Origin of the sequence: Actinomadura napierensis, assembly GCF_039529375.1 — a bacterium.
Lineage (GTDB): Bacteria > Actinomycetota > Actinomycetes > Streptosporangiales > Streptosporangiaceae > Spirillospora > Spirillospora napierensis.
The window spans coordinates 24,965-36,643 of sequence record NZ_BAAAMR010000060.1 but is presented as its reverse complement, the minus strand read 5'-3'; the positions used below and the strand labels follow the sequence as shown (position 1 = coordinate 36,643).

12 protein-coding genes are annotated in these 11,679 nt (G+C 68.5%); 4 read left to right on the top strand and 8 right to left on the bottom strand.

What is annotated here, in order from left to right; translation table 11 throughout:
- The first annotated feature begins 48 nt into the window (after positions 1 to 48).
- From ABD296_RS29310 to ABD296_RS50680, 3 genes are all read left to right on the top strand, one after another.
- The gene (locus tag ABD296_RS29310) at positions 49 to 1,038 is read left to right on the top strand and encodes a sigma-70 family RNA polymerase sigma factor (RefSeq protein WP_344274129.1); all 990 of its coding nucleotides are present in this window, start codon (positions 49 to 51) and stop codon (positions 1,036 to 1,038) included.
- Complete coding sequence (locus tag ABD296_RS29305) at positions 1,038 to 1,682, top strand: maleylpyruvate isomerase family mycothiol-dependent enzyme (RefSeq protein WP_344274225.1); 645 nt, start codon at positions 1,038 to 1,040, stop codon at positions 1,680 to 1,682. The genes ABD296_RS29310 and ABD296_RS29305 overlap by 1 nt, the downstream gene beginning before the upstream one ends.
- 97 nt (positions 1,683 to 1,779) lie before the next feature.
- Positions 1,780 to 2,355: a hypothetical protein gene (locus tag ABD296_RS50680; RefSeq protein ID WP_407061525.1), complete on the top strand. Its 576-nt coding sequence runs from the start codon at positions 1,780 to 1,782 to the stop codon at positions 2,353 to 2,355.
- A 220-nt stretch (positions 2,356 to 2,575) separates the two neighbouring features.
- On the opposite strand, the gene ABD296_RS29295 is transcribed toward ABD296_RS50680, so the two are convergent.
- From ABD296_RS29295 to ABD296_RS29270, 6 genes are all read right to left on the bottom strand, one after another.
- A complete protein-coding gene (locus ABD296_RS29295; protein ID WP_344274127.1) occupies positions 2,576 to 4,597 on the bottom strand; it encodes a right-handed parallel beta-helix repeat-containing protein in 2,022 nt (673 codons plus the stop codon).
- Between the two features lie 833 nt (positions 4,598 to 5,430).
- Positions 5,431 to 6,231: an SDR family oxidoreductase gene (locus ABD296_RS29290; protein ID WP_344274125.1), complete on the bottom strand. Its 801-nt coding sequence runs from the start codon at positions 6,229 to 6,231 to the stop codon at positions 5,431 to 5,433.
- Positions 6,232 to 6,396: 165 nt separating this feature from the next.
- Positions 6,397 to 6,585, bottom strand: coding sequence for a hypothetical protein (locus ABD296_RS29285; RefSeq protein WP_344274122.1), 189 nt, complete (start codon positions 6,583 to 6,585; stop codon positions 6,397 to 6,399).
- Entirely contained in the window at positions 6,582 to 6,914 is a 333-nt protein-coding gene (locus tag ABD296_RS29280; protein WP_344274119.1) for an NAD(P)-binding protein, read from the bottom strand. The genes ABD296_RS29285 and ABD296_RS29280 overlap by 4 nt, the downstream gene beginning before the upstream one ends.
- Complete coding sequence (locus ABD296_RS29275) at positions 6,911 to 7,417, bottom strand: SDR family NAD(P)-dependent oxidoreductase (RefSeq protein ID WP_344274116.1); 507 nt, start codon at positions 7,415 to 7,417, stop codon at positions 6,911 to 6,913. The genes ABD296_RS29280 and ABD296_RS29275 overlap by 4 nt, the downstream gene beginning before the upstream one ends.
- 26 nt (positions 7,418 to 7,443) lie before the next feature.
- On the bottom strand, positions 7,444 to 8,835 hold the full coding sequence (locus ABD296_RS29270) for a cytochrome P450 (RefSeq protein WP_344274113.1): 1,392 nt from the start codon (positions 8,833 to 8,835) through the stop codon (positions 7,444 to 7,446).
- An 81-nt stretch (positions 8,836 to 8,916) separates the two neighbouring features.
- Between ABD296_RS29270 and ABD296_RS29265 the strand changes: the two genes are divergently transcribed.
- Positions 8,917 to 9,531: a TetR/AcrR family transcriptional regulator gene (locus ABD296_RS29265; protein ID WP_344274222.1), complete on the top strand. Its 615-nt coding sequence runs from the start codon at positions 8,917 to 8,919 to the stop codon at positions 9,529 to 9,531.
- A gap of 167 nt (positions 9,532 to 9,698) precedes the next feature.
- Here ABD296_RS29265 and ABD296_RS29260 read toward each other — a convergent pair whose 3' ends face one another.
- Positions 9,699 to 10,586 (bottom strand): MBL fold metallo-hydrolase, encoded by an 888-nt coding sequence (locus ABD296_RS29260; protein WP_344274110.1) that lies wholly within the window; start codon positions 10,584 to 10,586, stop codon positions 9,699 to 9,701.
- A gap of 22 nt (positions 10,587 to 10,608) precedes the next feature.
- Positions 10,609 to 11,589 carry a type 1 periplasmic-binding domain-containing protein gene (locus ABD296_RS29255; RefSeq protein WP_344274107.1) on the bottom strand — a complete coding sequence of 327 codons (981 nt, stop codon included), beginning with the start codon at positions 11,587 to 11,589 and terminating at the stop codon, positions 10,609 to 10,611.
- Positions 11,590 to 11,679 lie beyond the last annotated feature (90 nt).

Genomic DNA, 11,679 nt, shown 5'->3' with positions numbered 1-11,679 from the left:
GTGAAGGAACGTGTACGGCGTGTTGTGTGAAGTGGAGAGGCGGCACTAATGCGGTATGACGAAGAGTTCGCCCGCCTGGCAGATCCCTTCCGTCCGGAGCTGCTCGTCCACTGCTACCGCATGCTCGGGTCGATGCACGATGCCGAGGACCTGGTCCAGGAAACCTACCTGCGGGCTTGGCGGTCTTACGGCAGTTTCGAGGGACGTTCCTCGCTGCGCTTCTGGCTCTACCGGATCGCGACCAGCGCGTGCCTGACCGCGCTGGGGCACAGAAGCCGCCGTCTGCTGCCGTCCGGCCTGGGTGCGGCGAGCGACGACCCGGACGAACCCCTGGCCCTCGCCCCGGGCACCGATTGGGTGTGGCCGTTGCCCGGGCGGGGCGTCGATCCGATGGCGGCAGACCCGGCGGCGATCATCGCCTCCCGGGGCAGTGTCCGGCTCGCGCTGATCGCCGCGTTGCAGCACCTCCCCTCCCGGCAGAGGGCGGTGCTGATCCTGCGTGACGTGCTGGCCTGGCGCGCGGTCGAGGTCGCCGATCTGCTCGGCATGTCGACGGCATCGGTCAACAGCGCGCTGCAGCGCGCCCGAGCGCGCCTCGAGCACGTGGCGCCGACGGAAGACAATCTTGTAGAGCCCGACGAACCAGCTCAACGGTTGTTGCTCGACCAATTCATGGCGGCGTTCGAGAGCGCCGACATGGACGTCCTGTTGCAACTGCTGCGCCATGACGTCGTCATGGAGATGCCTCCGCACGCGACCTGGTTTTACGGACGCGACGCTGTCGGCCGGTTCATCGAGGCCAAGGTGCTCGCGGTACCCGGTGTGTTCCGGTCGGTCCGCACCACCGCCAATGGGCAGCCGGCGCTCGCGACATACGCGCGCGACCGTGACGGAGTCCATCGTGCGCATGCGTTGCAGGTGCTCACCGTGAGCGGCTCGCAGGTCTCACGGATCGTCTCGTTCCTTGCACCCGCGCTGTTCGCCGGTTTCGGCCTACCGTTGATTCTTGCCCCGGCGCGTATACCGGCGATTTCGTGATGCCAACCGGCCCCACCGCCCTGCTGGAAGGGGCGATCAGCTACGGGCTCAGAAGCATGGAGGCGGTCGCGCCTGGTTTGCTGTCCCGTCCGACGCCCTGCGCGGATTGGGACCTGAATACGCTGTTGCTCCACCTCAATGAATCGGTCAGCGTTTTGAGCCATGGGATCGCGTCGGGCTGTGTCGATCTGGATCCGGCTCGAGTGGACGAGGCCGCTGAACTGGGAAACGTAGCTGAGGCAGGGAGTATGCCCGGCAATGATGGTGACCAAGGCGGTGGAGGAGACCCGGCAACTCACCTTGTAGTGGCATTCCAGAAGGGTGTGCGATGCCTCCGGAAGGCGTGGGCCGAGAAATGCGCTGACTCGATTGATGTTGCAGGGGAGCGGATGCCGACCGGGTTCATGGCCATCACGAGCGCTGTCGAGATCACGGTGCATGGCTGGGACATCCTGGCAGCCTGCGGCAGCCGCCACCCCATTCCCAAAGGCCTGGCTTTCGACCTGCTCATGCTGTGCCCGCTCCTGGTTGACGGTGCCCCGCGCCATCCGATGTTCGCGGCCCCTGTCCCGGTCTCGCGTGTGGCCAGCCCAAGTGACCGGCTTGTAGCCTTCCTCGGCCGCGACCCACGATTCAGCGGCTGAACTTCTCGAGACGTCCGCATTCAAGTCCCCCGCGTGAGGAACGAATTTCTCCGTGAACCCTGTCAGAGCTTGCGCGTCGGTTGGTCCCTGATGAGCTGTGGGAGATCGCCATGCCCTTGATCCCGGGGTTCTCGCCGAGGCCGCAAGGTGGTGGGACGGCGTCGCTGGACGAGCGGCTGGCTGCGGCACGTGGAGCAGCGCGATCGGTACGCCGCCGTCGTCCGGGCGAAAGAAGGGCACGCTGACCGGCCCCAATCCGGTCGATCGCGCCAAGAAGGGCAGCAAACTCCACGTCCTGTCCGACGCCCATGGGCTGCCGCTGGTCGTGGGCGTCTCGGCCGCCAACATCAACGAAATCGAGGGTCTTCAAGTCGCTGTTCATGGCCGTCCCGCCGGTCCGCTCCCGGCGCGGTCGACGCCGCCGGCGACCGGCCAAGGCCCGGGCCGACAAGGCTTACGACTCTGCCGACCTGCGGCACTGGCTGCGCACTTGGTGGGGGGCACCGCACTCACGGGCGCGATCAAGAAGGTCACGCCCGGCGGCACAATCGTCGTGCTGGGCTGCAGCTCCGGAGAGCCCGGCCAGGTGAGCGTGCACGACTTCATCGGGATGTCTGCGGCCGACGATCGCATTCAGCGACAGCTGGCGGAGCTGAAAACTGCCATTGAGTAGTTCCGCAACCGCAAACTCAGCGTTGCTCGGCTTCGTAGCGGTCGTGGAGCATTCGGTAATTCTTCAGCCGATGCAAGATCGCGCGCCAGCTGCCGATTGCTCTTGCTGAACTGCCAGTTCAAGCCCATGCGAGTCGCCGAAATGCCGCGGGGCAGGAGCCTAGCCGCCAGCACCTGCGTTCCTGGGGGTCTGCGCCGTCGGGCCTCAGTCCCTTGAGCCGTTATGGGAGGTGGAGAGGGAAGGCCGCCGCGCGGGCGTAGAGCTTGTAGAGCTTGAACGGCCCTGCGAAGGAAAGCCCGCAGGCGTTGTTGAGCACGCTGGTCGCGTTCTGGTTGCTCAGCGTCGTGCCGCGAGCCCCCGGATGGTCGATCTGGCCGCCCATGAACACCGCCATCTTGACCAGCATGTGGTCGCGCTGGCCGGTCGTCATCTCCTGCCAGGAATGGCAGGTCATCGCGGCGAGCATCGCGTCGTCGAGTTCGCTCGTCCCGGGATGGTCGGGGTCGCCGGCGGACGCCGTCCTGAATGCGGCCGGGGCGGTGGCCTTGGGAGTCGTGAACCAGGGGCACGGGCCGCCGGGCTTCAGGTTGGCCATGCAGGTGAGCAGTTCGAGCTCGTTGCCCAGGTTGCCGAACCCGAAGCTGAGGAAGGGCGCCTTGCCGTTCAGGCAGTCCGGCAGGTTATTGGGCGAGCTGGTGACCGTGCCGTTGGAGTACCAGCAGTTGCCGGAATTGCCGGGGAAGGCGTCCCACCAGAAGTCCACGCCGTTGCCGGTCATCTTGTTGCCGTAGAACCGGTTGCGGTGCGAGGTGGACAGCTTCAGCGGGTCGCAGCCCGTCATGGGCTGGTCGGCGCAGACGAACGCGTCGGGGACGGCGAAGAGCATGGCCCCGCGCCGCAGGTTGTCGCGGAAGGTGTTGTTCCGGACGACGTTGTCGTCACCGCCGGCGATCCACATCCCGCTCCCCACCGGGACCGGCACGGTCGGCACCACGTCGCTGTCCGCCAGGTACGGGTTGAAGTTGTTGGAGGAGAAATCGTTGTTCTCGACGAGGTCGCCCTGCTGCGGGAATCCGGGATGCCCGGCGGCGGTGAACACGTCGGTGGTGAAGCCGAGGGCGTTGCCGTAGAAGTTGTTGTGGTGCACCCAGGTGGCGCTGCCGTCGGTGCCCGAGTAGCCGCTGGTGTTGTGGTGCGAGTCGCAGTAGCGGATCTGCTGGCTGTAGCGCGCGGCCGGGTAGACGCTCTCGTCGCGTCCGGCCGCGGTCTTCGCGCCCGATCCGGGATACAGCCCGGAGTCGCCGTTGCCGGCCGCCTCGCAGTTCTGGATCACGCCGTGGTCCTCGACGAAGGTGAGCACGCCGTACTCGCCCGCGTAGAAGGCCTTGAAGCGGTCCAGCAGGTACCCGTTGCTCTCCAGCACATAGATGTCGTGCTCGTCGGCGTGCCGGACGGTCAGATTCCGCAGCACGAAGCCGTCGGCCCGGTCGGCGCGGATGCCCACGTCCTTCGCCGAGTTGCGCGGGCCTCCGTTGCCGGACGAGGGGTCACCGGCGTCCACGACCACGTCGTCGGCGCTCACGCCCGATCCTTCGAGTTGGAGGTTGCAGCGCACGCATGAGCCCCGGTTGGGGATACCGTGCCGGTCGACGAGCGGCGGGTCCGGGTCCTTGCCGCCGCCGGGGGTCCGGCCGAGCACGGCGATCAGGTTGGCGTCGTTCTGGCAGTTGTACTCGCCGAGGTAGGAGTACGCGCCCGTGCTCAGCTTGTACTTGTCGCATGCGGGGTCGTGGGTCGGCTTCTGGCGCGCCGTGAGCTCGGTGTAGACACCCGGCAGCACCACGACCCGGTCGTTGTTTCGCGAATCGGTCACCGCGGGCTGGATCTCGCTGTACCGGCACCGATCGAACAACGCCCGGTTGATCCGCTTCAGGTCCCGGGCCTCGGTGGCGCCGAGCGTCCGGTGGTCGTGCGGGCGGACGTCGTAGCCCGACTTCAGCGCCCGCTTGATCGAGGCGTCCAGCCGTTCCAGCGAGTCCTTCTGGCACACCACGCGGGTCGTGCTCCGCGGGACGGTCTCGACCGCCGACGCCAGGCTCCGCGGTGTCGGCACCGTCCCGCCCGCGCACGGGCTGACGGAGCAGTCGGGACCGGGAGACGGCCAGTACGACGGCCGCTCGATGTGCGCCTGCGCCGCCTGCACCATGCCGAGCAGCAGCACGGCCACGGCCGCCAGGGGCACCCACGACCTCCCGAGAAACCGCCGGCCCATTCGGTACTCCCTCGCTCAGCGCCCCGAATCGTCCCAAACGCTTGCTCGGCGCCTATGGAACCACGATCCTCAAATCCGAGGAAGTCTCACAACCAGACTGGTATCGATCTTCAGGCCCCGCGTCCCGCGTCTCCGGCCTCGACACCTCGAAAACGCGAACGCGGCGCGATGGTTCTGGCCAAAGGGCGGGGTGGCCGGGGGCTGAAGCCCAGGCTGTCTTTTGCGCCGACTCCGCCGACGCAGACCGGGTCGGGCCGGTTTCCAGAAGATCACCAGGGCGGCCGCCTCGATGATTGGCACTCTTCCGGCCGGCGGATGCTGCTGACGTGGGTGGACGGATTACCTGCGGCGTAAGAACGAGGCGTCCGACCACGTCGGAGGGAGTCGATCGGGCAGCCTCCTACCTGCAGCGATGCACCGAGGGGGTCGCAAGAGATCGTGAGCGGTTCGAGCCCGCAGGCTCCCTGTTCTGGCTCCCGCGGACGCCCGCGGCAATGACACCAGCAGCCGCGAGGAGCGACCTCGCTCGTCGGCGGCGAGCAGGCCGCGTGGCGGCTCCTGCGTGCCGGGCAGCCCGGGCTTCGCCCCGAGGTCCACGCAATCGTCCACCGAGGCTCGAAATCTACATCGTAAAGGAATGGGCTTCTGTGTCTTGATGAAAAACCTAAGCCAAACCAAAGCTACCGGCGCGGTCAGGGAACGGCGGGCGCAGAACCGCCCCCGCGAACTCCTCGACCGCGCTCTGATCTGGAACCTTTATGCGGCGGGAGGCGTGCATGGCGGTCGGGTGTTCTTGGTGAGGGTCAGATCCGGTAGATCCTTCTGGTGGCGGGGATCAGCACGCGGTGGGGTGTGTTTCGGGTGAAGAACGAAGCGGTACGGATGGCCGGGCTCGGGACGACGACGCGTTTGTTCCTCTCCAGCCCCCGTATCGCCAGGGCCGCGCATCGGTCAGCGGAGATGACCGCGAACCTCGGTGCACGTGCGAACAGGTTCCGAAGTGCCGGGGAGCCGTCTGCGATCTCGGTGCTGACCGGGCCTGGGCACAGTGCGGTGACGCTGGTGCCGGTCGGGCGTAGTTCGAAATGGAGGGCTTCGGCGAGAGACAGCGCGAAGGCTTTGGTGGCGGCGTAGGTCGCCTGCCGCGGAATGGGTGCGAACCCCGAGGCGGAGGCGACGATGAGGATGGCGCCGGGTTGTTTTTGGAAGCCGGGTGCGTATGCGGCGGTGAGCCCGAGTACGGCTTCGCAGTTGAGGCGGACCATGTCGATCTCGTGGCCGGGATCCTGATCGGTGAAGTCGCCGCCGCTGGCGATTCCGGCATTGTTGATGAGCACGCTGACGCGTAGTCCGAGATCGTCGACGCGGCTGGGGAGTTCGTCGCGGGCGGCGGGGTCGAGCAGGTCGCAGGGCAGCGCCTCGGCTCGTACTCCGTACTGTGCCGACAGCCGGCGGGCGAGTTCGGCGATGCGGTCCTGGCGACGGGCTACGAGCGTGACGCCGTGGCCGCGGCCGGCGAGTTCGCGGGCGAGCCCGGCCCCGATTCCGGAGGACGCACCGGTGATGAGCGCTGTGGTGTCGGGCCGGGGAGGGGGCAATGGCATGTCCGGGGTGCCTTTCTGTCGCTGGGGGCAGGTCAGTGCGCTGGATGATGCGGACGGGCGGTTGGGCGGGTCGGGCTGATGTGGGCGCGGATGCGTTCTTCGACGCGGTGGTGGCGTCGTTGTCCATCACGGCACGCCCGTCGTGTCGATCGCCGCCCTGGTGGGTCACCGGTGGCCGCGGCGCAGGGTCCGGATGTGGGCCGCTTCGGGGCGAAGTGCGCGGTCAGGGCGGGGGAGGACCCATGCGGGGGTGCGCTGGAAGACTTTCAGGTGCCCGATGCGGGGCTGGATCTCGGGAATGAACTGGGCGGCCGCCGGTCCGGTGCCGATGACCGCGACGCGTTCACCGGTCAAGTCGTGGTTCCAGTCTCAGCGCGCGAAGTGGAAACGGTGCCCGGCGAGGCGGTCCAGGCCGGGGATGTCGGTGAGGTAGGCGAGGATCTCGGGCTGCCGGGGTAGGCCCGTGTCCAGGCGGGATTGGGCGCGAATGAGTAAGAGTAAAGGTGGGTGGGCACGTCGCAGCCGCAACCGGGATAGGTGTGCTCATACCAGGTGCCGCCGAGGGGCGGATTGCGTTCGCAGATCACGAAGTCGCGCATCTCGGTCTCGAGCAGGCGGACGCCCAGGCCGATCCCGGCGAAGTCGGCGCCCATGATGACGACGCGATGATGCCCGGCGGTCATCGGCGGCTCCCGGCCCGGGCGAGGAGCTCTCGCAGCGACGCGGGCACCAGCGGGTGCAGGCGATAGGCGACCGTCGACTCGACGCCGACCGGAACCAGACGGCCGTTCCTCCGCACGCCGCCCAGGATCGCCCGGGCAACCAGATCGGGGGAGTGACCACGCCGGAACGCCTGCACGGCTCGGTCGCGGCTTCCGGCGAGCGGGCCGACCAGCCGTACGCGTGTTGGAATCGGCGTGTTGATCACACCTGGGCAGATCACGCTGACGCCCACGCCGCACGCGCTCCAGTCCGCGCGCAGGCATCGTGACAGGGCGACGACCGCGGCCGCGTCGGACACGTCGCAAGGTCGCGAGTCCGCCGTGGCACCCTTCGAGCGGCAGTCCGACGCGGTTGCGGCCGCCGTGTCCCCGTCGATGTCCACGCAGACGACACGAGCGCCATGCTGGGCGAAGAGCATGGCGGTGGCGCGGCCGATGCCGCCGCCCGCACCCGTGATGACCACCCGTGCGTCCCGCGGTCGGAACCCGTTCATGACGATCCCAGGCGACGGCGGGCGATCATCCGCAGGCCGTGTCTCGGACGCAGAGTGAGGGTGGCCTCCGGCTCGACGGGGAATCCCGGCACCTGGTCGAAGGTGTAGCGGCGGCTCAGCATCGCGGTGAGCAGGGTCGCCTCGATCACCGCGAAGTGCTGGCCGGCGCACACCCGCCGCCCGCCGCCGAACGGCAGGTACGCCGCGCGGTGATGCTGTCGTGCCGCTCCGGGCAGGAAGCGGCCGGGGTCGAATGTCTCTGGGGCGGGCCACCAGCGCGGGTCGCGGTGGACGGCGTAGATCGGGATGATCACTCTCGAGCCACGGGGGATCGAGTGACCGGCGATGTCGTCGCCGATCACGCAGCGCCGGGGGATCGACCACGCGGGCGGGTAGAGCCGCATCGCCTCCATGAAGCATGCCGTGGTCCACGCGAGCCGCGGCAGATCGGCGAAGACCGGCCGCCGGTCCCCGAGGACCTCGTCCACCTCGGCGAGCAGGCGGTTGCGCGCGCCGGGGTTGGTAGCGAGCAGGTACCACATCCAGGACAGGGCGTTCGCCGTCGTCTCGTGACCGGCGAGCATGAAGGTGGCGGCCTCGTCGCGTACCCGCTTCAAGGGGAGCGGCCGCCCGTCCGCGTCGCGGACCGACAGCAGCAGCCCGAGGAGGTCGTCCGCCCGACCGGGCTCGGCTCGGCGGTCGGTGATGACGCCCCAGACCGTCTCGTCGATCGTCCGCATCACCTCGCGCATCCGGGCCTGCCGTCGGGGGAGGACGGGGCTGTGGCGGATCGCCGCGGCGATCGCGCGCACCAGCACGGCCGGTGGATCCGCGATGAGAAGCGTCCGGGTCGCGCGCTCGGCTCCGCGCAGCCCCGCCGTGACGTTCGGGCCGATGCGCCGGGCGAGGTCGGCCATCCCCCGTCCGAACAGGGCGGAGCCCACCACGTCGAGCGTCAGCGCGGTCATCGCCTCGGCCATCTCGAGTTCGAAGCGATCGCCGTCACGGTCGAGCGTGGTGAGCAGCCGGTCCACCGGGTCGACCATCAGCTCGAACAGGTCCGCGAGCCGGGGCCTGGCGAGCACCGGACCGATCAATGTCCGGTGCCGCCGCCACGACCCGCCCTCGTCGGTGAACAGGCTCAGGCCGAGCACCGCGCGGAGCGTTTCGTACTCGACCGACTTGCGGTAGCGGTCGACCTGCGCGCGGAGGACATGGTCGACATGGTCTGGGTGGCGGACCACGAAAAGGGGATGCCGGTTGAAGGTCAGCCGGACGATGTCCGCCGTGCCGTCCAGTGCCGGACCTTCTGTTCGCAGTCCGTGGCGGAAGGTGTCGCGGGCGAAGCGGAGCCCGTTGACCTTCGGTGTTCGAACCCGCGTTGTCATGGCGCCACTATGAATGAACATTATTCATTCAGTCAAGGAGTTTGGGGTCATGAACGACCCTCATTCATACTCGTTCGCGTGATGGCGAACGCACCACAGCGGCGACGCCGCACCAGCAAGCCGGCCGAGCAGGTGCAGGCCGACCTGCTCGCGGCGGCGGCCCGGCTCTTCGCGACCCGCGGCTTCTCCGACGTGGCCATCGCCGACATCGCCCGCGCGGCCGACGTGGCCACGGGGACCTTCTACAGCTACTTCACCAGCAAGGACGACGTCCTGCTCCAGCTCCGATGCTCAGTGCTCGACGGCCTCCTCGAACGGGCCGCCCCTGAGCCGGCAGGGCCGGGAGCGGACGCGTGGTGGCAGACGGCGACGGCCGTGATCGACTCGACCGTCCGGTTCTGGTTCGAAGACAGAGACCGCTCCAGGGTGGTGCTACGCGGCAGCATCGCAGACGACGCCGCACAGATCGCCCCCGTGCTGGCCGCGAACTTCGCCGAGGGGCTCCGGGCAGGCCAGCAGTCCGGTGCCGTCACTCGCGAAATCGACGTGGAGATGGCCGCCGGACTGCTGATCCACGGCGCCTTCGGGCTCGTCTACCACGCCATCGTCCACGACGACACGAAGGACCCCGCGACACTGGTCGCAGGGATCACCGCACTCGCCAGACACCTCCTGGAACCTGCCAGGGCCCAGTAGCCGGTCGGCCGCGTCCAACTGGCTTCGGGCGACTCCGCGGCTGCCTCAATCCCCTTGGGCGCGGCCGCTTCGGTGAGGATCTGTCTCACCCCGGTGGCGTGGTGGCCCTGCCGGTGAACAGGGTCGTGGCTGCGTCCAGATCTATCTGGTTTCTCCTCGGGCTGCCATCACGCTTCGGTGACAGGCTGTGCGACCGGGCCGGCCTCGGCGTCGGTCACGTGCGAGGTCTGGGCGCGGTCGAGTTCGAACTGGTCGTGGGCGCAGAAGATGTCCGCTTCGCCGTTGAGTGCCAGTTCGTTGAGCCGGTCCAGGTTGTGTACGCGGGTGGTCCGGTCTGCTTGCAGCAGCGACTGGAACACGGTGAGGAACGGCGGGCATGAGGGTTCACGCTCCAGCTGGCCGTGGTTGAAGTAGGCGTCGCCGGCGTGGACGAGCCAGCGTCGTGATCGGTCGTTGCCGTCGCCGCCGGTGTCGATGACGACGCCGAGGTGCCCGCGGGTGTGTCCGGCCAGCGGGATGAGCAGGATCGAGGGCGGGAGCCCGGGCAGGTCCCGGACGGCCGAGAACCCGAACCAGGTGTCGCCGGCCGCGGCGTGCGGCACCCAGTCCGGGCCGTGCGCCCATTGCGGGGCGTGGTAGCGGAAGCGTTCCTGCGCGGTGCGCGGACGGTGTGCGGCGTCGAGTTCGGCGGCCGACAGGTGGACCTTGGCGTTCGGGAAATCCCCAAGCCCTCCCGCATGGTCGACGTCCAGGTGGGTGAGCACGATATGCCGCACGTCACCGACCGAGTAGCCGAGCCGTACGACCTGGCGGGCCGCGGTCTCGTCGGGGTCCAGCACCGGCCGGGAGTAGAAGCGGAACCTTCGGCTCAGCCTCTCAGGATGAGCGGTGTCGCCGAGCCCGAATCCCGTGTCGACCAGGACGAGGCCGTCGCCGGCCTCGATCAGCAGGCAGTGGCACACCTGCCGGGCGAACAGCAGTGGACGGGCGGCCCCGGTGACCAGACGGCCGCCGAGCGGTCTGGTGGTCCCGCAGTTCAGACGATGGATGCGCATCTCCCTGAATCTACAGACTGGTCTAGATAACATCTAGACCAGTCTGTAGATAGTTACCGAACGCCAGGTGCCGACCGTCGTCCCGGAAACGCTCGAATCTCAGGACGGCCGCGATCATGCGAAGAACGCTGCGCTTGCCGAAAATTACGTCCTTGCAGGTGAGGCATAGAGGGGTGCTCGAGTGCCGTGCTTGATCAGCTGCGAAACGGGCGGCGGCAAGGCGGTCGCCGCGGGGTGATGGGCGGCTGTGTTCGTGCGACTGGCCTACTGGCTGCTGACGGCGCCGGCACGGTCGCCGGCCAGAGAACAGACGGCTTCGGCGATGACTTCGTAGTCGGTCGTGGCCGGCGAGAGTGATGCGTCGGTTCGGCGGGCCAGGTCGTCCAGCGTGAGGCGGCGGATGGCCGCCGAGCGGGCCGCGTGGACGGCGGTCAGGCCGACGATCAATCCAGTCCGCGGCCAGAACTTCGGTTTCGGGCAGGTGGACCATGACCGCGCCGAGGGCCTCGACGCAGGCGGCGGGGTCACCGAGCGCCACGAAGGCGTCCGGAACGGGAATGCCCAGCTCGGACGCGGCGTGACGGGTGAACTTCACTCGGGCGGCGGCGATGGGGGTTTCAGTGTCGGGAAGTGCAAGGGCGATGCGGATGTGGCCGCGTTCGGCCAGGTGGCGGATCTGGAGCGTGGTGTGGGCGGCGAGGCCGCCGCGCCAGCCGCCCCCTATGTCGTCGAGTTCGTGGCCGGGGAGGTAGGTCTCGCCGAAGCGGATCAGAGCGCGGGGCGCGATGGCGTGCAGGACCTGCTGCGTGGACTGCGGGGTGTGGTGGCCGTGCCGGACGAGCAGAACGTGGTCGTGGGCGGCGAGTCCGGCTTCGTCAATCGGTGTGACGGCGGCTGTGGATCTTGTAAGGCGGCGAGGGGGCGGTGTTGTCGGCGTCGTCGAGGGTGTGCAGGTAGCGCTCGGTGGTGGAGATGGATCCGTCATCGACGAGAAACTCGGCACCGACGGGCTCCTGTTCGTCTACCAGCCGGAAGCCGCGGCTGGGGAGCGCACTGCCCGTCGACCCTCGCGGTAGCCCTGGTCCATACTTCT

Excerpts from the sequence above, each read along its gene's own strand:
- ABD296_RS29310 (WP_344274129.1), top strand. The coding sequence starts at position 49 with ATGCGGTATGACGAAGAGTTCGCCCGCCTGGCAGATCCCTTCCGTCCG.
- ABD296_RS29305 (WP_344274225.1), top strand. The coding sequence starts at position 1,038 with ATGCCAACCGGCCCCACCGCCCTGCTGGAAGGGGCGATCAGCTACGGG.
- ABD296_RS29290 (WP_344274125.1), bottom strand. The coding sequence starts at position 6,231 with ATGCCATTGCCCCCTCCCCGGCCCGACACCACAGCGCTCATCACCGGT.
- ABD296_RS29280 (WP_344274119.1), bottom strand. The coding sequence starts at position 6,914 with ATGACCGCCGGGCATCATCGCGTCGTCATCATGGGCGCCGACTTCGCC.
- ABD296_RS29270 (WP_344274113.1), bottom strand. The coding sequence starts at position 8,835 with ATGACAACGCGGGTTCGAACACCGAAGGTCAACGGGCTCCGCTTCGCC.
- ABD296_RS29265 (WP_344274222.1), top strand. The coding sequence starts at position 8,917 with ATGGCGAACGCACCACAGCGGCGACGCCGCACCAGCAAGCCGGCCGAG.
- ABD296_RS29260 (WP_344274110.1), bottom strand. The coding sequence starts at position 10,586 with ATGCGCATCCATCGTCTGAACTGCGGGACCACCAGACCGCTCGGCGGC.